Consider the following 22,027-nt stretch of genomic DNA (forward strand, 5'->3'; position numbering starts at 1 on the left):
ACCGCTCATGCGACCGCCCCTTCTGACTCTAGGAAATCCTGGGCGAAACGCTGCAATACACCGCCGGCTTCAAACACAGACACTTCGTCTGCGGTGTCCAGGCGGCAGGTTACAGGTACGTTCAGGGTTTCGCCGTTTTTGCGGTGAATAACCAGGGTCATGTCGGAACGTGGGCTTATATCGCCTTCTACGTCGTAGGTTTCGGTGCCGTCCAGCTTTAAGGTCAAGCGGGTGGCACCCGGCTTGAATTCCAGTGGCAGTACGCCCATGCCCACCAGGTTGGTACGGTGGATGCGTTCGAAGCCTTCAGCGGCAATGGCTTCTACGCCAGCTAATCGCACGCCTTTGGCGGCCCAGTCGCGGGAGGAACCCTGGCCATAGTCGGCGCCGGCCACGATGATCAGCGGCTGCTTGCGTTCCATGTAGGTTTCAATGGCTTCCCACATGCGCAGGTTTTTGCCTTCCGGCTCCACACGGGCCATGGAACCCTGGATAATCTCGCCTTTCTCGTCCCGTACCATTTCGTTCATCAGCTTCGGATTGGCAAAGGTGGCGCGCTGGGCGGTCAAATGGTCCCCGCGATGGGTTGCGTAGGAGTTGAAATCTTCCTCTGGCAGGCCCATTTTGTGCAAGTATTCGCCGGCAGCGCTGTCCATCATAATGGCGTTAGATGGCGATAGGTGATCGGTGGTGATGTTATCCGGCAGAATCGCCAGTGGGCGCATGCCTTTCATGGTGCGCTCGGCTGCCAGTGCGCCTTCCCAGTAGGGCGGGCGACGAATATAGGTGCTCGTCGGGCGCCAGTCATAAAGAGGGCTTTCGGCTTCTTCGAACGCGCCCAGATCAAACATCGGGATGTACACCTGTTTGAACTGTTCGGGCTTAACGCTGGATTTTACGATGGCGTCGATTTCTTCATCGCTTGGCCAGATGTCTTTCAGGGTAACCGGGTTGCCGTCTTTATCTTTGGCCAAGACGTCTTTTTCGATGTCAAAACGCACGGTACCGGCGATGGCGTAGGCCACAACCAAGGGCGGCGATGCCAGGAATGCTTGCTTGGCATACGGATGTATACGGCCGTCGAAGTTACGGTTGCCCGACAGTACCGCGGTGGAGTAAAGATCGCGGTCGATAATTTCTTCCTGGATTTTCGGATCCAGAGCGCCAGACATGCCGTTGCAGGTGGTGCAAGCGTAGCCGACGATACCAAAGCCCAGCTTTTCCATTTCTTTTAGCAGGCCGGCTTCTTCCAGGTACAAGCGGGCGACTTTGGAACCCGGTGCAAAGGAAGATTTCACCCAGGGCTTACGCACCAGACCCAGCTCGTTGGCTTTTTTCGCAATCAGGCCAGCAGCGACCACGTTGCGGGGGTTCGAGGTATTGGTGCAGGAGGTAATCGCGGCGATGATCACCGCGCCGTCTGGCATTTTGCCTTCGGCTTCTTCCGCCAAGGCCCTTTCCAGATTACCGGCAATGCCCTGGGCCTGCAGATCGCTGGTCGCTACGCGGCGATGAGGGCTAGAAGGGCCAGCCACGTTGCGCACAACGGTGGACAGGTCAAATTCCAGCACCCGCTCGTATTCCGCTTCGATCAGCGCGTCGGCCCACAAGCCAGTGTGCTTGGCGTAGGTTTCTACTAATGCGATCTGCTCTGGCTCACGACCGGTCAGCCTCAAATAATCGATGGTTTGCTGGTCGATGTAGAACATGCCGGCAGAGGCACCAAATTCCGGGGTCATGTTGGAAATGGTGGCACGGTCGCCGATGGTCAGACTTTCTGCGCCTTCGCCAAAGAATTCCAGGTAGGCGGATACCACGCGCTCTTTACGCAGGAATTCGGTAATGGCCAGCACGATGTCAGTCGCGGTAATGCCCGGCTGGCGCTTGCCAGTGAGTTTTACGCCAATAATGTCGGGCACCCGCATCATGGATGGGCGGCCGAGCATGACGGTTTCTGCTTCAAGACCACCCACGCCAATGGCAATTACGCCCAGGCAGTCGATGTGCGGGGTGTGGCTGTCGGTACCGACGCAGGTGTCCGGGAAGGCAACGCCGTCACGGGATTGAATCACCGGAGACATTTTTTCCAGGTTAATCTGGTGCATGATGCCGTTACCGGCAGGAATCACATCAACGTTTTTAAAGGCGGTTTTGGTCCACTCGATGAAGTGGAAACGGTCATCGTTGCGGCGATCTTCGATGGCGCGGTTTTTATCGAATGCGTCTGGGTCAAAACCCGCGGCTTCTACCGCCAGGGAGTGGTCCACAATCAGCTGGGTAGGTACCACCGGGTTTACTTTTGCTGGGTCACCGCCTTTTAGGGCTATAGCGTCACGCAGGCCTGCCAGATCCACCAGGGCGGTGGTACCCAGGATATCGTGGGTAACCACGCGGGCCGGGTACCAGGGAAAATCCAGGTCTTGCTTGCGTTCGATAAACTGCTTCAGCGATTCGGTGAGCATGTCGGGTTCGCCACGGCGAATCAGTTGCTCGGCTAAAACACGGGAGGTGTACGGCAGTTTGGCGTAGGCGCCAGGCTGTATGTCTTCGATGGCCTGGCGGGTGTCGAAATAGTCCAGGCTGGTTCCTGGTAGGTTTTTGCGATAGTGGGTGTTCATATTTTTGGCTCTCTACGCAACAGGTGTTGGGGACAGAATTTAATATTGTCCCCCGGCTGACCTCGATATAGGCGACGGATTTCAAATCCGTCCCCTATCTGGCGTTAGCGCTTTTCGATCGGCAGCCATTCGGCGTGTTCGGGGCCGGTGTATTCCGCACTCGGGCGAATGATACGGTTGTTGGCGCGCTGCTCTTTAACGTGCGCAGTCCAGCCGGACACCCGTGACATCACAAAAATAGGCGTGAACAGTCCAGTAGGAATGCCCATGAAGTGGTAAGTAGAGGCGTGGAAGAAGTCGGCGTTGCAGAACAGCTTCTTCTCGCGCCACATGACTTCTTCACAGCGCACAGATACCGGGTAAAGCACCGTATCATTCACTTCTTTCGACAGTTTTTCGGCCCATTTTTTAATGATTACGTTGCGCGGGTCGGAGTCGCTGTAAACCGCATGGCCGAAGCCCATGATTTTTTCTTTGCGCTGTAACATACCCATCAGGCCTGCTTCGGCTTCATCCGGGGTCTTGAATTTCTGGATCAGTTCCATCGCCGCTTCGTTGGCGCCGCCGTGCAGCGGGCCACGCAAGGTACCAATAGCGCCGGTTACGCAGCTGTGGATGTCAGACAAAGTAGAGGCACATACGCGGGCTGCGAAGGTAGACGCGTTGAATTCATGCTCGGCGTACAGAATCAGGGAAACGTTCATCACCCGTTCGTGCAGCTCGCTTGGCTTTTTGCCGTGCAGCAGCTCTAAGAAGTGGCCGCCGATGGAATCGGAGCTACTGTTGGTATCAATGCGCACACCTTTATGAACAAAGCTGTACCAGTAGTTGATGATGCCCGGGAACGCGGCCAGCAGGCGGTCAATTTTGTCGTCTTGCTGGCTGAAGTTTTGCTCGGTTTCCAGGTTGCCCAGCATCGAGCAGCCGGTCCGCATCACGTCCATCGGGTGGGCGTCTTTCGGGATGCTTTCCAGCACGGTTTTCAGTGCGTCGGGCAGAGTACGCAGGCTTTTCAGCTTGGCTTTGTAGGCGTCCAGCTCCTGCTGGTTTGGCAGCTTGCCTTGTAACAGCAGATAGGCCACTTCTTCGAACTGGGCGTTGTCTGCCAGGTCGCTAATGTCGTAGCCGCAATAGGTGAGGCCGGTTCCGGTTAGGCCGACGGTGCAGAGTGCGGTTTCACCGGCTACTTGTCCACGCAGTCCTGCGCCACTTAATTTTTTTGCTTCAGCCATGGATGCTTTTCCTTAAAACCGGGGACAGATTTAAAATCTGTCCCCTAATTTGTTATACCGGGGACAGACCTAAGGTCTGTCCCCTACCTGGTTGTTTGACACCGGTGACAGACCTCAGGTCTGTCACCTATACCGTTCCTACCTCAGCCTTTGGACTGCTGGAAAAGCTGGTCAAGTTTCTGTTCGAAATCGTGGTAGTTCAGGTAGTCGTATAGTTCCATGCGGGTTTGCATCAGGTCGATTACATCTTTCTGGTCGCCCTTCTCCAGAATGTTCTGGTAAACCGTTACGGCGGCTTTGTTCATGGCGCGAAAGGCGCTCAGTGGGTAAAGCACCATGCTGGCACCGGCGTCGCCCAGCTCTTTGCGGTTGTACAGCGGCGTAGCGCCAAATTCGGTGATATTGGCCAGCAGCGGCACATTGCCCAGGGCTGCAGAGAAGGCTTTGTAGTGTTCCAGCTCGTTTACGGCTTCAGCGAAGATGCCGTCGGCACCGGCTTCTATATAAGCTTTGGCGCGATCAATGGCGGCTTCCAGGCCTTCTTTCTGGAACGAATCGGTACGGGCCATGATGAAGAAGTCTTTGTCGGCGCGGGCGTCAACGGCTGCTTTTATGCGGTCTACCATTTCTTCTTTGGAGACAATTTCTTTGTTCGGGCGGTGGCCACAGCGCTTCTGGGCGACCTGGTCTTCAAGGTGAACGGCGGCTGCACCGGCTTTTTCCATTTGCTGAATGGTACGGCCAATATTGAATGCGCCACCCCAACCGGTGTCTATGTCTACCAGCAGCGGAATATCCGTGGCGGCAGTAATGCGGCGCACGTCTTCTACTACGTCATTCAGACTGGTCATGCCCAGATCTGGCAAGCCATAGGAGGCGTTTGCAACACCGCCACCAGACAGGTAAATAGCCTGGTGCCCCACCCGCTCGGCCATCATGGCCGCATAGGCGTTGATGGTACCAACAATCTGCAGGGGCTTGTTGTCGTTCAGGGCTTTACGAAAACGGGCACCCGGGGAAAGTTTGCTGGACATGGTGTTGCCTCCTTTGGATAAAGATGACGATGGTTTGCTGATGGGTTAAATAGTCAGTTCGCCGTCGCGGATTTTTTGTTCAATGTTTTTTCGTGCTGCGTGAATGTGGCGTTTCATCAGAAATTCCGCCAGGTCGCCATCTCGGCTGGCAATGGCATCAACAATATTGCGATGCTCGCCCAGCGCCATGTGCGGACGTCCGGCCGAGGTGCTTAAACGGTAGCGGTACATGCGCACCATGTAGTATAGGTCGCCCAGGAGCATTTGAGTCAGCTTGGTGTTGCGGCTGCCAGTGGCGATGCGGTGATGAAAATCGTAGTCGCCCTCGGCCTGGTAGTACGCTTGGCCCTGGGCTTGTTCGATCATGGTTTCGTGGGTGTCGAGGGTGGCGCGCAAGGCCGCAATTTCGGCGTCTGTCATACGTTCAGCGGCCTGCCGTGCGGCCAGGCCTTCCATCAGTTCGCGTATGCGATAAAGCTCTATTAACTCGTCGGCGCTTACGGCGACCACTTTCACCCCAGCGTGGGGGCGGCGTACCAGCAAGCCTCGGGATTCCAGGCGTCCCAGCGCTTCGCGCAGCGGCCCGCGGGTTAAATGAAAGCGGGAGCAGAGCTCAACTTCACCAATTTTTTCGCCCGGGATTAGGTCGCCTTTCACAATCGCCGTTTGTAGACAATCGAAGGCTTCATCGGCGCGAGTATAGGCTTGTGGGACGATTTCCAACATGCTTTGTTAACAATCCTGAGAATAATGATGCGAAATTACGCGCCATCACACGGATTGTCAACAATCCTTCAGTATAAGACACTGTATCGGACGTATTACAGTTCCAAAAACCGGGCTTGCTCGCTCGCTGGCGGCGGCGTGTACTGGTAAAGCCACATTTCAGAGACCGGTTGCCCGCTGAGCGTCAGCTGCAAACGGATGTCGACGGGATCGCCCGATTCACCGGGCACCAAATCAAACATTGCGCGGTAACCCTTAATCGAGTCCAGAGGGCGCACAGACGCTATTTCTACCTTGCCACTGCTGGTTGTAATAGCAGCTTCCAGCTCGGCATCGGCCGCCAACATGCTTAAACCACCGCCACCAAAATCGATCGCAAACCGCCAGGAAAACACCTCTCGCTGCTGGCCTATAACGCCGCCAAGCCCGGTACGGGTGGCCTGCACTTGCGCCAACTTGTCTGGCTGCACCGGTGGCTGTTCACCCCAGGTCAGAATGTAGGAAAACAGGTGTTCTTTGCCAACAGCCAAAGGCTTTTGCGGATTCCAGAATGCCACGATATTGTCGAATGTTTCGTTTCCGGTGGGGATTTCAGTGAGCATTACCTGCCCTGGGCCCCAATCGCCTTTTGGCGTAATCCAGGCGCTTGGCCGGCGATTGTAGAACACGCCGTCGTCTTGGTAGTGCTCAAAGTTACGGTCGCGCTGCAACAGGCCAAAGCCTTTCAGGTTATTGTCAACAAAACTGCTGACATGCACGTTGCGGGGGTTCATCAACGGCCGCCACAGCCATTCGTTGTTGCCGTTTTGAATCGCCAGGCCATCTGAGTCGTGAATTTCCGGACGCCAGTCGTACGCCATGCGGCGATCATTTTCGCCCATTTGGTACATGCTGGTTAACGGCGCAATGCCCACCCGTTCGATGGCTTTTCGCGGGTAGAGCGCCACATCCACATCCATCACTGTATTTTGCCCAGGCTGAATACGAAAGGCATAGGCGCCGGTAACGCTGGGAGAATCCAGTAAAGCCCAGACGGTGACAAAGTCCTGGCCGGGGGCCGGTTTCTCTAGCCAGAAGGTGGTGAAGTCGGGGAATTCTTCTTCCCTACTCATGCCCGTGTCTACGGCCAGGCCGCGGGCAGACAAACCGTACTGCATGGATTCGCCCACCGCACGGAAATAACTAGCGCCCAGAAAAGACGCCAAATCTAATTGAAAATTGGTGTAGAAGTGCAAGCGAAAGCCAGCGTAACCGAGATTCGATTCCAGGTTACCCAGTGCCTGTTTGCCGCTGTAGTCGAAGTTGCTTTGACGATATTCCAGGGCTCGGGCGATACCGCCATCCACTTCGAATATTTGCACTGGTTTTTTGAAGTACAAGCCAAGATGGAAAAGCTGCACCTGAAACAACAAATCGTCGCTGCGCCAGAGCGCATCTTGGGGCTTGAAGCGGATGGCTTGGTAGTCATCCCAGCTTAAGGTGTTCAAGCTTGCGGGAATGCCGCTGGTTTGCGGTTGGTAGGCTTTGTCGGCCAGATGGCGGGCGTGGCCTTTGAGCCAGGCGTAATCAAAAGACCCGCTGCGTTTTGTGCTGCGAGCCACTTCACCCGCCTGCAGCAAGGCCGGCATGGGTAACACGCCCAAAACAGCAGCAGATACGGCTTTTAGAAGAGAGCGACGGCGCATTATTAAACCTCAAAAGTCATCTTGGTAGGTTTTCGATGTTCTGTTTTTAGTCGATAGTCAGTTATTGGTTGAGTTCTTTATTCGTCACTATCTAATTGTTAAAGACGGGCCAGTTGTTAAAGGCGGGCGATCGCCTGGCCCCAATAGCTCTCCGTTGGCGCGATCCAGGCGCGGCGATGAAGCTCGGCCAGGGCCACTCTGTCTTGACACAATTCGCTGATTTGTTTTTTATTCAATGCCGCCGGGCCGGTGCGGATGCATTGGTCCACCAGGCCGTTGAGCCTTACGGCTCGACTGGAACGGCGGTTCGGCCTGGCCAGCGCCAGTTGTTGCTGGTGAACCAGCGGTACCAGAACAGCCTGCTCAAAGTGGCCAATACTCCAGCGGCTGGCCGGCTGGGCTCGATTTTCAGCGGCGTTTTTCAGCAAAAGCAACGGTGCCAGCTCTTCAGGAATCAGTAACAGCCCGGCGCGGCGTATGGCTTGACCGACTCTGACCCGGCTAAGCAGCACCGAGGTGGGCGCGGCGAGTATTAAAGGCACAGCAACGGGCAGAGACCAAATGAAAAAACTGACATCTAACCACCAGGCGAACACCGCCCAGCTACCGCCCATTATTAATCCCGGTGCCTGGGTTATTAACGCCTCGCGCCAGCCGGTTTCTTCCGTGCGATTTTGCCCGGCCCAGCTTAGGGAGACGTTTAACAAAGACGCGATTACGAACCGGCTGTGGGCCAGCATGCGGATGGGTGCCAGTAATACCGAGAATACAATTTCTACCCACACGCTTAAAAACAGCCGCCAAGGGCCACCGAAGCCTTTGGCTAAGCCGTGAATGATGGCGTCGATAATGGCCAGAAATTTTGGCACGAACAGCAAGGCCAATGTGCTAAGGGCGAGAGTAAGCGCCCACTCTGGCCGCCATTCCGGCCAGAGTGGGAAGAGCCCTTCGTGGCCGGCAGGAAAATACTCGATGGGCGACAACGTTAACTCCGCGGCAGCCACTGTCGTTAACGCCAGGAACGCTAGCCACAAGGGCGAGGCCACGTAGGCCATTATGCCGTTGAGGAACGCCATGCGGTGCGCCAAACGGATGCGGCGGCCAAAACACAGAATCCACAGGTGCTGCAGATTGCCTTTGGCCCAGCGATTGTCACGTGACAGTTCATCCGCCAGCGTGGGCGGTGACTCTTCAAAACTTTCGCCCAAACCGGGTTCCAGCCAGACTTCGTAACCGGCGCGGCCAATATAGGCAGCCTCGACAAAATCGTGGCTCATGATCGGCCCTTCAAACACGCCAAAGCCGCGTAATTTACGCAAACCGCAGTGCTGCATAAACGGCTCTACGCGCAGTATGGCGTTGTGGCCCCAAAAAGCGGCATGGCCCATTTGCACAGCGGCGAGGCCCGTCGTAAAGAGTGAGGAATACAGGCGATTGCCAAACTGCTGCAGACGGGCAAACAGCGACTGGCCGTTAATAATGGAGGGGTTTGTTTGCAGTATTCCAACCTGTGGTTCGCGCTCCATTAACTGAACCATGCGCACGATGGTGCGCCCACTCATCAAGCTGTCTGCGTCTAACACCACCATGTATTTGAAGCGCCGGCCCCAACGCCGCAGGAAATCGGCGACGTTGCCGCTTTTATAGTTCAGGTTAACGCCGCGGCGGCGGTAAAACAGACGGCCGTGGGCACCCAACTCGTCACACAGCTGGTGCCATTTTGCTTGTTCTTCCAACCATATTTCCGGGTTCCGGCTGTCTGACAATATGAAAAATTCAAAGTGTTCAATCTGGCCGTTGCACTCCAGCTCGTGATACACCGCTTTCAGTCCGCTAAACGTCCAGTGCACCGGTTCGTGGTAAACAGGCAGCACAATGGCGGTTTTGACCAGTGGGGTGTTTTCCAGGTCATCGCTGCTGTAACGGTTCAGCAGCGAGTGCTTATCGCCACCCATCAGCCGCAATACAAATCCGACCACCGCGGTCCAAAAACCCACGGCTATCCAGGCGTAGAGCAATGCAAACAATACCAGCAGGCCGATTTCTACCGGAGTGCCTCCGTGGTAGGGCATGATCCACAACAAGTAATAGCTGGCCACCGCGGTTTGGCCAAATACCAGCAGCGCCAGCAAGCTGCGCCTTATTCTGGCTACCGTGCGCCAGCGCCAGAGTTTCTGGGGAGCCCGATCATTCATAACCCATGCTTCCCCTGAGCAGCTCTGGCCCGGCTTCAAGCGACAGTTTTGGCTGTGGCAACTCGAAATACTGGGGCAGCAGTTCCATCACCAGCTTTAGATAATCGCCATCGGGGGCCTGCTGCAACGCGTGACCGACCAGTTCAAGCGCGGTGCGGCATTCACTGACACCCGGTTTGATTCCGCTGCCGCGAAGGTAGGCTATTATCCGGTCCAGTGCCTTCTGGCACGGTAGCTGTTCCACGCTTAGTCCCTCGCCTGGGCTAAGTCAGGCAGCTGATACAACCAGGTTTCAGACACCGCATTCGGGCCTGCCAATAATCGCGCCCTTAGAGGTGTGTCCATATCGGGCGCAGGCTTGACCAGCATCGACAGGCGCCAGATGCCCTGCTCTGGCAGGTGCTCTACAAAGTGTTCCAGTATTTCAGCGTTGTCGTTGGTACCCACTTCGCTGACAACCGGAACATTAGCGGCGTTCAGGGTTTTCCCCTCAAAGTCGACGACCACCCGCCAGGTACCTTCCAGATTGCGATTGTTTTCGCCCTGGTTAGCGCCATTAATTCGGCCAGCACCCACCCAGGTGTCCACAACACGGCCAATATTACCGTCAAACGCGGCATGGTCTCCGAATCTAAGGCGGTACTGGAAATTCAGCTCTGCGCCCTGCTCGATTTTCTGACGCGGCTTCCAAAAGGCCACGATGTTGTCGTTGCCCTCTGAGGAGGTGGGGATTTCTACCAGCACAACTTCACCTGAGCCCCAATCGTCGGTGTTGTCAATCCACGCGCTCGGGCGCTTTTCGTAGTGAGCTTCTGCGTCTGAAAAATCATCAAAGCGGGTATCTCGCTGCATCAGCCCAAACCCTTTCAGGTTGGTCACTTGAAAATAGTTCATCCGCAAACTGGTGGGATTCTGTAATGGCCGCCATACCCACTCGGTCAGGTCAGCGGATTTTTCGTCCCGTATTAGCAGGCCATCAGAGTCGTGAACCTGGGGCCGCCATTCCCCCGCTGGCTGACGTGTATTCTCGCCGTAGTAGAACATGGACGTTAGCGGCGCCAGGCCAATCTGATCGATATTGCTGCGGGCAAACAGGTTGGCACTGACCTCAATGCCGGTAACCGTGTTCGGGCTGATCACAAAACGGTAAGCGCCGGTCGCGCTGGGGCTGTCTAGCAGCGCGTAAACCGTCATGGTAGCTGCGTTGGCGGCTGGCCGTTCCAACCAAAACTCGGTAAACGCCGGAAACTCTTCGCCGGAAGGTAAGCCGGTGTCTATGGCCAGTCCCCGGGCTGCCAAGCCGAAACCGTTATCGGCCCCAACACCGCGAAAATAACTGGCGCCGCCGAACACCAGGAACTGGTTGCCCTGGCGTTCGGCGCTTTTAATTGCGGACGATGATTGTAAGGGCCAGGTCAGCCAAAAGCCCGCGTAACCCAGGTCGGCTGGAATACGCCTGGCGAGATCAGGCGAGGGGTAGGTAAAGTGATCGCGATTAAAAATCAGCGGCCTTACGCCCTCTTGATCCACTTCGTTTAAGGTAACCGCGTGTCGGTATACGCTGCCGGTGGGCACCATCATGACTTCAAAGTGCTTTTTGTCCGCACTGGCCGGCTGGCGCCAAAGGTTGGCTTCAGGCTTGAAGCGGATTGACTGGTAGCGGTCGTAAGGCAAAGACGTTAGAAAGTCGGGAACTGCGCTGGGCGCTTTGTATGGCCTTTGCGCCAGCACCTGAGCTTTTTTAGTGACATCGTCAAAATCAAAGCTCCAAACCGGAGCGCTGGTGCCTAGGCAAAATACGACAATGCACCCGTTTACAACACGGGCTGTCCTTGCAAGCATGGATGGTATTCCCTGAGTTCAATTCAATTTGTTGTGACTATACAACACCACACGTGTTGTCGCGCTTTATGTGACACGTTTGTAAAAGCTTGTTCATCAAGCAAGAAACCGGGTTTAATACTCTTTGCCGCGCCTGACCACAAGCAGGCAGCAATCTTTCTTTTGGTGAAACTGCATTTTAGCCATCAACTTGGGTAAACTTTGCCAATACTGACTTTCATAAGGACGCTGAAATGATCAAGAAGTGCCTGTTTCCCGTTGCCGGTTATGGCACCCGCTTTTTACCGGCCACCAAGGCCATGCCCAAGGAAATTCTGCCCATCGTCAACAAGCCATTGGTTCAGTACGGTGTTGAAGAGGCATCAGATGCCGGCATTCACGAATTCGGGTTTGTTACCGGTCGCGGCAAGCGCGCCATTGAAGATCATTTTGACATCAGCTACGAGCTTGAGCACCAAATTGCGGGTTCTGGCAAAGAGGGTATGCTGACCTCTATCCGCAATTTGATTGACAACAATACCTTCGCCTTTACCCGCCAGAGCGAAATGAAGGGTCTGGGCCATGCGATTCTGACCGGTCGCAACCTGGTGGGCGACAACCCTTTCGCCGTGGTGCTGGCCGACGACTTCTGCGTGGGCCCTGACGGCGAAGACGGCGTGTTGGCGCAAATGGTCAAACTTTACAACCAGTTCCGCTGTTCTATTGTGGCCATTGAAGAAGTACCGGCCGACGAAACCCACAAGTACGGTGTAATTGCTGGCGAGTGCATGAAAGACGGCTTGTTCCGGGTAACGGACATGGTGGAAAAGCCTGCACCAGAAGACGCACCCAGCAACATGGCCATCATCGGTCGCTATATTCTGACACCGGATATTTTCGACATTCTGGAGCGCACGCCGCCTGGAAAGAACGGTGAAATACAAATTACTGACGCCCTGTTGGAACAAGCCAAAACTGGCTGCGTACTGGCCTACCAATTCAAAGGCAGGCGTTTTGACTGCGGCAGTATAGACGGCTTTGTAGAAGCGACCAATTATGTTTACGAAAACATCTATAAAAAAGGCTTATAGCCTAAGCCAATAAAAAGTTGACGCATCGCAGCCGAATCAGTATATTTCGCTGCGTTGCAAAACAGGACCATAGCTCAGTTGGTTAGAGCGCTGCCTTGACATGGCAGAGGTCGGCAGTTCAAATCTGCCTGGTCCTACCATTACTTTCAATGACTTGCACGACCTCGCAAAGCCTCGTTGTAAAATTTTTGTAATACTGTTGTAAAACGTTTCACTTATACAGTATCGATTTCAGGCTCAATTCCACAGCCACCGTCATCCATTTTTGTTCATGCCCAGCTTGGTAATACGCCGTCATCTTCTCGTCACTGTAAGCCATCAGCGCTTGTACATACCCCTGACTGTACCCTGCTTTTTCGTAGAGCCATGAGCCCAAAGAACGGATCTCGTGAAACGTTGGACGCTGCTCTTTTGGCATATCATTAAATAACCCGGTCTAATCCCTGAGCGTTCGGAATTTCTCGGTGAAGTTATTGGGCATCAACTGGTCCAGTGCTCGCGACCCCCTGCCCTCACTCTGCGCGTCGGCGCCCGGTGCGGAGCGATCGTGTGAATGGCCCGGTATTGATCCAGGTTCATGCGCTGGCAATCTTTACCGTAATCGGTTTTTGAATACGTGACTTCAGCCGGGTTGTCGCGCTCTGACGGGTACCAGCGTTTGGTCTTCGCAAACCGAAACAAGTCAGCCACGAATTCACGTTTACACCGGTGGCGCAGACAAGATAGCGCCGTCCCTATGTGTCAGCGTAGTTGGTCAGGTTTGGTTTGCTCCCGAACTGATAAAGTGAGAAGCGCGGTTCGTAAAGTAGTGGTATGTTATCAAACAGAAATCATTTTTAACGCAAAGGGACATGTATGAACAATTCTGAAGACGTGCTTCAATCCCCACTGTTTCAAACCGTCGCTGGCTTGGCTTTTGAATCAATCATGGTGACAAAAGCTTCTTCCGATCATACTAACTCTGTCATCATCTATGTAAATCAGGCCTTCAGCAATCTGACCGGCTATTCTGCGGATGAAGTAATCGGAAAAACACCAGGATTGCTTCAGGGACCGAAAACCGAGAGAGGAGTAAAAGAGCGCTTGTCTGACGATCTGAAGAATAATCGGACCTTTCACGGCGACACCATTAATTACCGCAAGGACGGCTCCTCTTTTATCATTGAATGGAAAATCTCTCCGGTAATGGATGGCGACGAAGTCACGCATTATGTGGCAGTCCAGAGAGCTATCGGTTAGAGCTTATAAATGCGTTCGAGCAGAGGGCGACATGGCATCATTAACGTTTCGACCACCGAGCTCAATGAGCAGCTGCGATCGAATGTATTCGTCTGTATCTTCCACAACCGATGGATAAGTAATTTAAATTTTTTCGCTTCCACCGTCCACTTCAACGATGTGCTGGTCGGCAGTCGGTAATTTTGCCAGCTAATTCCTGATCTCACATCCAGGCGCCCGCTGGGCATTCTTTTCGGGGAGTTCCAGCCGCGACCTGCAGTCCAGATGACACATGTCACTGCTGATGCGCGGCTTACTTAGGGAAGCAATGCCTGTGTCCAGCAGGCTCCTGGATGGGCTATTAGCCCGTTATTGTTAATTCAACACAACCACATACTGCACTCACCGAATCCTTGGATGTCCGAATTCCGGACACTCATTACCTAACAGTTGCGAGCCACTCTCCAAGGCGTAAAATCCTAACAACTAGCTCCGAGGACAACCTTGGGCACCGGTCAAATGTCCTATTTCCGGACAACGAAGCCCTATCAGCCTTGTGCCCAAAAGTAGCGGTGCTCTCCGAAGGCAGTGGTCACAGGTTCGAATCCTGTCGGGCGCGCCATATTTTCCAGGTCTTACGTGAAAACGTAGGGTCTTTTTTATTGGCTGTTTGGTTCTCGATGAACCTGACGGTGATCTTTCGTATGCAATTGATTTTCTTTTTGAGCATCCGCCAAAGAAACAGATTTTACGTGCGAGTGGGAAGATGACCCTGAAGGCATGAAGGGCAAGCGAGGGGAAACGGCCGAATTGGGGTTGTTACCCCTAACAACTCGTATGATGACTGGCAACCAATTACGCGATGTGAACGGAATGATGGTAGATGAAAGTGCTTTAGTCGTGTGGTATGAAATTCATAACGGCGTTAGCGAGAGATCTGCGCTTAGTTCGCCGTTACTTTATATAGAGGGGCAGCCAAAAGATGCCATTAGCGATGACGGGCAAATAATGGGCGCTTATCTGTATGGATTAGTTCATCGTCCCGATGCCTGCCAAGCACTACTAAAACGGCTGGGCCTCACTAATGGTGAGCAAAACGATTACCAAGCCCAACGTGAAATTGATCGCTTGGCGGATATGCTGGAAGTCTGCATAGATATCGATGTGGTTATTGCTCTGATTGAGGCTGGCGTTTGGCCATCACGGTAATTTCAACATTACCACCGCCACAGATGTTAGGCGATTCCGTGCAGGTACGGGCAGGGTAGCGACCGGGTTCAAAATGCTCTGAATATACAGAGTCCATATCTTGGATGGCATGTAAATCAGTGAGGTGGATATCCACCCGCAGTATATCCGCCAGGCTGCCACCTACCTTCTCAAGCATGCGTGACAGTGCACGCATGATAAGACGCGTTTCTTCTTTAATATCTCCCCGTGCGGCATGGCCGTTGGAAAGATCAACGACGGTTAGCCCTGAAATAAACACATAGTGGTCATCGATTACCATGTGGCTACCGGGGAAGCTTGGGGTGGGCATGGTAGGGTCATTCATAAATGTGGGCATGCTAGCTCCTTCTAAATACTGATCACGCTTGCGGATAGTTAGGCAGGGTCTAAACGTGATTAATTATTGTAAAGTGGCTGAGTGGATGTGACCAGCCCAGATAAAGAATAATACCCTAAACTTGGAGAACCTACATGACCACGAGAAAGCTGTACTCAAAGGAATTTGAGCTGGACGCCATCAGTCTTGAGCCGGAGCCGGGATACTCGTGAGCCCACGCGGCGCTAAGTCTGAGGGTCAACCCAAATATGCTGGAGCATCGGTTAAAGGAGCATGAATCGGTCGATGGGCAAGCTTTCAAAGAGAATGGCAAACTGATCGCTGAACAGTTGCTGAACCTATCGTCGTAGAGCGCGTTTACCCATGCCCAAGGACGCGCAGGTCGGTGTAGAGGAGCATCCTTAGTTAACCATCAGGCCAGCAGCTTTTCGCTTGAACTCAAGCGAAAAGAACGTCGTTTTTTGGTCATCAGACACCTCACTTAAGGCGGCTATATTACCACTTTGGTCAATGTCCGAAATCATTGAAACATAGCAGTTTCCAAGAGCCTAGAAAGCAATTCTTTAGAGAATCAAGAATCGTCAATTGAGCCGATGTTAGTCAGTAAATTATTCCTCTTTATACGCTTCAACCAAGTGTGATTGCTGCCAAAGCCGGGCCACCAGTTCTTGAATAAAGGTGCGCACAATGAGCGAGGGGCGTCGGCCTGTTCGGGTAACAACACAAAACGGCGAAACAATCTCAACGAGATCGGGCAGCAGCGCTTTGAGTTCACCCCTCTCTACCCAGTGATTGGCGTAATAGTGGGGTAGATTGCCAATAAAGTGGCCGCTTAAAATTAATAGCGCTTGGGCTTCCATATTTGACGCATGGGCGCCTACTTCTGCATTGGGAAAGCTTTTTAGCTCTTGCAGGTTGGCGTATGGGCGCACCACAAACGGATGATTGATGACTTCTTCTACCGTTAGCTGGGCGCTATCGCGTGCAAACAGTGGATGCCGTTTAGCGCAATAAATCCTGTGCACCTCAGTGTATACTTGGCGATGCTGCAAGCCTTCAATTTGTGCCATTTCCGGTAAGATGCCTAGCTGCACTTCACCATTGGCGATCTCGCCGATCAAGCGATCAGGACTACCCACGGTAATATTGAGTCGCGCTTTAGGGTTCTTGCGCAGAAACTCGCCAATCACGCCCTGTAGGTCAAGATCCACATCCATAATGGTGTTATCAACCACGCCTAGACGCAGCGTGCCATAAACGGAACTGCGCAGCTCATTCATCTCGCTATCAAAATCGTCCACAGATGCGAGCAACACCTTGGCACGCTCATACACAATGGTGCCCCGCTCGGTTAGCTCAAACCCCTGCCGACCCCGGCGGCATACGGTAAACCCCACCCGCTCTTCAAGTGCGCGGATATGAAAACTGACTGCGGACTGGCTCATATGCAGCGCAGTTTGCGCACCCGCAAACCCTCGATGCTCGGTCACAGCATGAAATACAGAGAGACTTTTAAGATCAGCGGCAGAGAGTTTCATCGGCATGCTCTACGTTAGTGCAATTAACATCAATAAAACGGGTATATACATCCAAATATAACGATTTTATTGTTACATAATTCCTGATTTACTCACAGAGTTGTTGTTCAGCAGGCCTTTGCCGCTGATTCGAGTATCACCACCCCGAGGAGCATCCCCATGCAACGTATACCGACCATTATCGCTGGCCTTCTACTCAGCGCCAGCTTCGCCACTCCGGCCCACAGTGATTTACTTGACGACATTCGCTCAGATGGCACTTTTACCGTCGGCACCGAAGCGCGCTACGCTCCGTTTGAGTACGTTGAAGATGGCGAAATTATCGGCTACTCCGCCGATATCATGAAACACATCATGGAAGAGCTTGAGGGCGTCGAGTTAATCCGCATGGACCTTCCCTGGCAAGGAATTCTGCCGGGCTTAGAGCGCGAGCGTTTTGACTACGTGATCACCTCGGTCACCGCTACCCCAGAGCGCATGGAACGTTATCACCTCAGCGCCCCAATTGCTGATGCCACCATGGCAATTCTTAAGCGAGCAGGTGAAGAGGGCATCAGCTCACCTAAGGATATCGCCGGCAAAGTAGCCGCTGCTCAGGTGGGATCCGCACAGCTGGAAGCGCTAGAGGCATTAGCAGCAAAGCTTGAGGAAGCGGGCACCCCCGTTGCCAACATCCGTACTTACACAGGTGTTGACGAAGCCTACGCTGAGCTGGGAACCGGCCGTGTCGATGTGGTGATCGCTAGCCTACCCAACCTGCTCGAAGCAGAGCGAACCCGCCCCGATGTATTTGAAGTGGTTGGCACTTTCGGTAATCCCGTTTATTTCAGCTGGGCGGGACGTAATGACGAAAAGAGCGCGACGCTTAATGCCTTTATGGATGAGCAAATTCGACGCCTCAATGAAGACGGCACTCTGGAAGAGCTACAAATAAAATGGTTCGGTGGCCCGATGGAGCTGCCTTTAGAACTGCCAGCGGCCGAGTAAAACGGCGCGGGGTTCGCTAAGCCGATCCACTTTTTTTTGCAGGTGCTACATGTTTGAGATTCTACTCAACCACTACCCTGTGCTGTTCAAAGGTTTGGCCACCACGTTGGTGGTCTCGCTTTCCGCCATCGCATTAGGACTGGTATTGGGTGTTTTACTGGCCTTTGGTTTGACCAGCCGGTATCGCCTAGTGCACTGGCCCTGTGGGCTTTACCGCAGCTTTTGGCGTGGAACCCCCATCTTGCTGCAACTACTGCTGGTCTATTATCTGTTGCCTGAAATTGGCATTGAAATAGCGTCTATTTCGGCCGCCATTTTGACCTTAACGCTTAATACCGCTGCCTTTCAGGCAGAAATCTTTCGCAGCGGCATCAGCCATATTCCCACTGGGCAAATAGAAGCGGCACGCATGGCGGGTATCTCCGCTTGGCACATCCGAAGGCGCATTATTATGCCCCAAGTGTTTCGTCTTACCTTGCTGCCTTTAACCAACGAGGTCATCACAATTGTCAAAAATTCATCGCTGATCTCGGTGATCGCGGTCACCGAGCTGATGCGGGTCAGCGAACAAATCGCTTCACGCACCTTTCAGCCGCTAGAAACCTACCTTGCCGCTGCAGTGCTTTATCTCGCGGTCAACCTGGTGCTAGCACGTCTCAGCGCTTATTTAGAACGCCGCATGGTCGGCGGCCTAGCCACCGAATAGGGGAATGTCCGCTATGTTTGATATTGCCCTGCTATGGGAAGCGCGAGGCCTGATTCTGCAAGGCTTATGGAACACGCTGTGGATCTGTTTTTCTGGCTGTTTACTCGCACTTTCTTTAGGCATGGTGCTCGCAGCACTACGGCTCACTAATCCGCGCATTTTCGGCTACCCAGTGGCCTGCTATGTAGAAGTGTGCCGTGGCATTCCGCTGCTCATCCTGCTGTTTTTACTCTATTACGGTGGCCCCAGTATTGGCCTTCGGCTAGATGCCGAGATCGCCGGTGTCGCGGGCATCGGCCTCTATGGCGCAGGTTACTTTGCTGAAATTTATCGTGGTGGCTTCAAGTCGATTCCTAAAGGTCAGCTTGAGGCGGCGCGGATGCTTGGCATCTCCCCTTGGCACGCGCTAATACGTATTCAGGTTCCACAAATGGCGCGTTTAATCGTACCGCCTGGTACCAATCAGTTGATTATTCTGGTGAAGGAATCCGCCCTTATCTCGATTATCTCGGTAGACGATCTGACCAAAAATGCCACCACAATCGTTAACCAGACGTTCCAAGTGATCGAGCCCTACCTGGCGGTCGCGCTGCTCTACTGGCTAATCATTGAATTGATTGCCCGCAGCGGCTATGCACTGGAAAAACACTTAGCCAATCGTCAACCGCGTCAACTGCGTCAACAAGGAGCTACCCCTCATGCCAATGGTTGAAACGCTCTCGCCGCCATCGCTTACCCGTCAAAAGACAATGGTTGAGGCACAAGGTATCAGCAAGCAGTTTGGCAATTTGGAAGTATTGACCACCATCGACTTCCGCCTCGCCTCTTCTGAAGTGGTCTGTGTAATTGGTCCTTCTGGTTCCGGCAAATCGACCCTGCTACGTTGCCTTGCATTTTTAGAGCCCTATGACCATGGCAGCGTCTACATCGACGGCCAACTATTGGGCTACGAAGACCGCGGCGGCAAGCGCGTCCGCACCAGTGAGAAGCGTGTAGACCAAGTGCGTGCCTCAGTCGGCATGGTGTTCCAGCACTTTAATTTATGGCCGCATCGCACCGCGCTTGAAAACGTGACCGAGGCGCTGCGCTTAGTCAACGGTTTGTCCCGTCGCGATGCCGACGTAGAAGGCATGGCCATGCTAGAGCAGGTTGGCCTTGCCGATCGTGCCGGGCATTTCCCCGAGAGCCTTTCCGGCGGTCAGAAGCAGCGCGTAGCCATCGCCCGGGCGCTCGCCATGAAACCCAGGGTGATGTTCTTCGATGAACCCACCTCAGCGCTTGACCCTGAGCTGGTCGGCGAAGTGCTAGATGTGATGAAGAAGCTTGCCGCCGATGGAATGACCATGGTGATCGTCACCCACGAGATGGGCTTCGCAGCTAAAGTTGCCGACCGCGTGATCTTTATGGATCAAGGTCGCGTGGTGGAGAGTGGCCCGCCCACCACGCTGTTCCGACAGCCAAAAAGCGAGCGCCTTCAGCAGTTTTTGAATACCTGGCGCGAGCGTCATATTGATTGACGCAAAGGTTAAATGCATCGGTTAGACCACATTATAAATACATATGGAGAATCCTATGAGTTCTGAAACACGCTTTGATCACGCTCGCATTGAGCAACTGCCACGCAGCAACAGTGAGCCCTGCGGTCACAATCACACGTTAGAAAATCCCATCTCTACCGATGGCACCCCAGTGCTCGGCGAGCGCTACGAAGTTGCCGCCCGTAGCGGCCGAGCAGTGCGATTAAAAGCAGGGCAAACCATTAGGATTATCAACACTCACGGTACTCAAGTGTGCGATGCCTGGGCATTTAGCACCGACAATCTCAACGAATTTATGTCATGGGAACACGGTCGTGCTTGGTTGAGCGGGCTGATTCCCCACGTAGGCGACCCACTAATGAGTAATCGTCGCCGCCCGATCATGACGCTCACCGCCGACACTTCGCCGGGTATCCACGACACGCTAATGGCGGCCTGCGACCTGTTCCGCTATATGACCTTGGGGGTGGAGGGCTACCATGATAACTGCGCCGATAACCTGCGCTTGGCCATGCGAGCGATTGGCACTGAAGTATCCGAGGTGCCACAGCCGTTCAATCTTTGGATGAATATTCCGGTTAACGCACAGATGAAAGTCGACTGGTGTCCACCGGTTTCCAAACCAGGTGACTATGTTGAACTACGCGCTGAAATGGACTGTGTTGTAGCCATGTCCTCCTGCCCACAGGACATCATTCCCATCAATGGGGCTGACTGTGTGCCAGTCGAGGTGCATTTCGAAGTTTACGAATAGAAAACATACATGGAGAGCCTGATGCAGACACACATCAACTACGAAACCGATTGCCCCATCATTGATATTGCAGCTATTGCGGCAGCAGTAAGCTCGGAACGTCTAGCCAATGACCTAGCAACGGTAGCTATGTTCGGCGGACGCTCGGATGGCGGTGTGGCCCGCCTGGCACTTGATCGCAACGACACCCGAGCGCGGCTGTGGCTAATCGAGCAGGCCAGCGCGCTGGGGGCGAAGGCAAGCGTAGACGCAATCGGCAACGTGTTTCTTGATGTTCCCGGTAGCGAACACGAGCTGGACCCCGTGGTTACCGGTAGTCATTTGGATAGCCAACCGACGGGTGGTAAGTACGATGGCGCGCTGGGCGTACTGGCTGGGCTTGAAGCCCTGCGAGCACTTAAAGATGCGGGCTTTACTCTCCGCCGGCCGCTCTCTTTAGTGAGTTGGACCAATGAAGAGGGCGCGCGCTTCTCGCCCGGCACATCAGGCTCGGCGGTCTTTTGCGGCGTGCGCAAGCTGGATGAAACACGCTTGCTTGAAGACAGCGACGGCGTCAACCTTGGAAGTGCGTTAGATACTTGCTTGGCGGAACTGGACGCTGCGGGGGTGGCCCGTCGCCCGCTGGCAACGCCCATGCACGCTTTTATTGAACTGCATATTGAGCAAGGCCCTATATTGGAGCGTGATGGCGCTTCAGTGGGTGTAGTGGAAGGTATTCAGGGCGTCAGTTGGTTTCAAGTAACGGTGACGGGAAGCGCTAACCACGCTGGCACTACCCCGCGTGCCCAGCGCCGCGATGCATTCGAAGGTGCCTGCGCCTTGGCAACGGCGCTACGGGAAGCCACTTGGGACGATGAAGACCGCGTGCGTTTTACCATTGGCACGTTTTCGGTCAGCCCTGGCTCAGTGAACACGATTCCTGACCAAGTCACCTTCAGTATTGATTTACGCCACCCTGAAACGGAGACCCTCAAAGCGCTGGAAGCCACGTTTAATCAACTTTCTCAGCAAACCTGGGCCGGTTGTCGCGCAACGCTGATCCCGCTATCACGGGTTGAACCGGTTGCTTTCCCGACAACCCTAACAGCACTACTTGATGACACCGCACACGAGCTGGGCATAACAGCACCGCACTTAGTATCTGGTGCTTTTCACGATGCCATTCATCTTGTCAAACACTGCCCAACGGCAATGATATTTATACCTTGCCGCGATGGCCTAAGCCATCACCCGGATGAGCATATCGAGCTAGACGATGCCGTTGTGGGCACTCAACTGTTAGCCGCCAGTTTGGCAAGATTGACCTGTTAAAAAAAG

Annotated in this window: 20 protein-coding genes, 1 tRNA gene and 1 pseudogene; 10 read left to right on the top strand and 12 right to left on the bottom strand. The window is 53.9% G+C overall.

Annotation, left to right across the window (positions count from 1 at the left end; genetic code table 11):
- Window positions 1–5 precede the first annotated feature (5 nt).
- The 8 genes from acnD to MRBBS_RS10695 all read right to left on the bottom strand — a co-directional run bounded on the left by acnD (window position 6) and on the right by MRBBS_RS10695 (window position 11,332).
- Window positions 6–2,618: a Fe/S-dependent 2-methylisocitrate dehydratase AcnD gene (acnD, locus tag MRBBS_RS10660; RefSeq protein WP_014871516.1), complete on the bottom strand. Its 2,613-nt coding sequence runs from the start codon at window positions 2,616–2,618 to the stop codon at window positions 6–8.
- 104 nt (window positions 2,619–2,722) lie between these two features.
- Entirely contained in the window at window positions 2,723–3,850 is a 1,128-nt protein-coding gene (gene prpC, locus MRBBS_RS10665) for a 2-methylcitrate synthase (RefSeq protein ID WP_014871517.1), read from the bottom strand.
- A gap of 143 nt (window positions 3,851–3,993) precedes the next feature.
- Window positions 3,994–4,884 (bottom strand): methylisocitrate lyase, encoded by an 891-nt coding sequence (gene prpB / locus MRBBS_RS10670; protein WP_014871518.1) that lies wholly within the window; start codon window positions 4,882–4,884, stop codon window positions 3,994–3,996.
- A gap of 45 nt (window positions 4,885–4,929) precedes the next feature.
- Window positions 4,930–5,610, bottom strand: a complete 681-nt coding sequence (locus tag MRBBS_RS10675) for a GntR family transcriptional regulator (protein WP_014871519.1) — start codon at window positions 5,608–5,610, stop codon at window positions 4,930–4,932.
- A gap of 95 nt (window positions 5,611–5,705) precedes the next feature.
- Window positions 5,706–7,295, bottom strand: coding sequence for a glucan biosynthesis protein (locus tag MRBBS_RS10680; protein ID WP_014871520.1), 1,590 nt, complete (start codon window positions 7,293–7,295; stop codon window positions 5,706–5,708).
- Window positions 7,296–7,411: 116 nt separating this feature from the next.
- Window positions 7,412–9,490 carry a glucans biosynthesis glucosyltransferase MdoH gene (gene mdoH / locus MRBBS_RS10685; RefSeq protein WP_014871521.1) on the bottom strand — a complete coding sequence of 693 codons (2,079 nt, stop codon included), beginning with the start codon at window positions 9,488–9,490 and terminating at the stop codon, window positions 7,412–7,414.
- Window positions 9,483–9,734 (bottom strand): hypothetical protein, encoded by a 252-nt coding sequence (locus MRBBS_RS10690; RefSeq protein ID WP_014871522.1) that lies wholly within the window; start codon window positions 9,732–9,734, stop codon window positions 9,483–9,485. The genes mdoH and MRBBS_RS10690 overlap by 8 nt, the downstream gene beginning before the upstream one ends.
- A 2-nt stretch (window positions 9,735–9,736) precedes the next feature.
- A complete protein-coding gene (locus MRBBS_RS10695) occupies window positions 9,737–11,332 on the bottom strand; it encodes a glucan biosynthesis protein (RefSeq protein ID WP_014871523.1) in 1,596 nt (531 codons plus the stop codon).
- A gap of 233 nt (window positions 11,333–11,565) precedes the next feature.
- Here MRBBS_RS10695 and galU point away from each other — a divergent pair, with 233 nt between their 5' ends.
- Window positions 11,566–12,402 (top strand): UTP--glucose-1-phosphate uridylyltransferase GalU, encoded by an 837-nt coding sequence (gene galU / locus MRBBS_RS10700; RefSeq protein ID WP_014871524.1) that lies wholly within the window; start codon window positions 11,566–11,568, stop codon window positions 12,400–12,402.
- 63 nt (window positions 12,403–12,465) lie between these two features.
- Window positions 12,466–12,542 (top strand) — tRNA-Val (locus MRBBS_RS10705).
- Between the two features lie 71 nt (window positions 12,543–12,613).
- Here MRBBS_RS10705 and MRBBS_RS10710 read toward each other — a convergent pair.
- Together MRBBS_RS10710 and MRBBS_RS19405 are read right to left on the bottom strand one after the other, a co-directional pair.
- Window positions 12,614–12,820, bottom strand: coding sequence for a tyrosine-type recombinase/integrase (locus tag MRBBS_RS10710; protein ID WP_014871525.1), 207 nt, complete (start codon window positions 12,818–12,820; stop codon window positions 12,614–12,616).
- 62 nt (window positions 12,821–12,882) lie between these two features.
- Entirely contained in the window at window positions 12,883–13,092 is a 210-nt protein-coding gene (locus MRBBS_RS19405) for a hypothetical protein (RefSeq protein ID WP_014871526.1), read from the bottom strand.
- Between the two features lie 165 nt (window positions 13,093–13,257).
- On the opposite strand from MRBBS_RS19405, the gene MRBBS_RS10715 reads away from it, so the two are divergent.
- A complete protein-coding gene (locus MRBBS_RS10715; RefSeq protein ID WP_014869772.1) occupies window positions 13,258–13,641 on the top strand; it encodes a PAS domain-containing protein in 384 nt (127 codons plus the stop codon).
- Between the two features lie 750 nt (window positions 13,642–14,391).
- Window positions 14,392–14,829: pseudogene (locus MRBBS_RS10720) on the top strand (cobyric acid synthase CobQ); the annotation flags it as partial.
- Here the strand turns inward: MRBBS_RS10720 and MRBBS_RS10725 are convergent.
- Both MRBBS_RS10725 and MRBBS_RS10730 read right to left on the bottom strand, forming a co-directional pair.
- Window positions 14,789–15,187, bottom strand: a complete 399-nt coding sequence (locus tag MRBBS_RS10725; protein ID WP_014871528.1) for a RidA family protein — start codon at window positions 15,185–15,187, stop codon at window positions 14,789–14,791. The pseudogene MRBBS_RS10720 and the gene MRBBS_RS10725 overlap by 41 nt on opposite strands.
- 608 nt (window positions 15,188–15,795) lie before the next feature.
- The gene (locus tag MRBBS_RS10730; protein ID WP_319795899.1) at window positions 15,796–16,731 is read right to left on the bottom strand and encodes a LysR family transcriptional regulator; all 936 of its coding nucleotides are present in this window, start codon (window positions 16,729–16,731) and stop codon (window positions 15,796–15,798) included.
- Window positions 16,732–16,884: 153 nt separating this feature from the next.
- On the opposite strand from MRBBS_RS10730, the gene MRBBS_RS10735 reads away from it, so the two are divergent.
- Genes MRBBS_RS10735 through MRBBS_RS10760 form a run of 6 tightly spaced genes read left to right on the top strand, consistent with a single transcriptional unit; the run spans window position 16,885 to window position 22,021 of the window.
- Window positions 16,885–17,712: a transporter substrate-binding domain-containing protein gene (locus tag MRBBS_RS10735; protein WP_014871531.1), complete on the top strand. Its 828-nt coding sequence runs from the start codon at window positions 16,885–16,887 to the stop codon at window positions 17,710–17,712.
- Window positions 17,713–17,761: 49 nt separating this feature from the next.
- The gene (locus MRBBS_RS10740) at window positions 17,762–18,418 is read left to right on the top strand and encodes an amino acid ABC transporter permease (RefSeq protein WP_014871532.1); all 657 of its coding nucleotides are present in this window, start codon (window positions 17,762–17,764) and stop codon (window positions 18,416–18,418) included.
- A gap of 13 nt (window positions 18,419–18,431) precedes the next feature.
- Window positions 18,432–19,130 (top strand): amino acid ABC transporter permease, encoded by a 699-nt coding sequence (locus tag MRBBS_RS10745; RefSeq protein WP_014871533.1) that lies wholly within the window; start codon window positions 18,432–18,434, stop codon window positions 19,128–19,130.
- On the top strand, window positions 19,117–19,935 hold the full coding sequence (locus tag MRBBS_RS10750; RefSeq protein WP_014871534.1) for an amino acid ABC transporter ATP-binding protein: 819 nt from the start codon (window positions 19,117–19,119) through the stop codon (window positions 19,933–19,935). The genes MRBBS_RS10745 and MRBBS_RS10750 overlap by 14 nt, the downstream gene beginning before the upstream one ends.
- 55 nt (window positions 19,936–19,990) lie before the next feature.
- Window positions 19,991–20,710: a DUF1989 domain-containing protein gene (locus tag MRBBS_RS10755; RefSeq protein WP_014871535.1), complete on the top strand. Its 720-nt coding sequence runs from the start codon at window positions 19,991–19,993 to the stop codon at window positions 20,708–20,710.
- 21 nt (window positions 20,711–20,731) lie between these two features.
- Window positions 20,732–22,021, top strand: coding sequence for a M20 family metallo-hydrolase (locus MRBBS_RS10760; RefSeq protein WP_014871536.1), 1,290 nt, complete (start codon window positions 20,732–20,734; stop codon window positions 22,019–22,021).
- Window positions 22,022–22,027: the final 6 nt, after the last annotated feature.

This window comes from Marinobacter sp. BSs20148 (assembly GCF_000283275.1).
Classification (GTDB): domain Bacteria; phylum Pseudomonadota; class Gammaproteobacteria; order Pseudomonadales; family Oleiphilaceae; genus Marinobacter; species Marinobacter psychrophilus.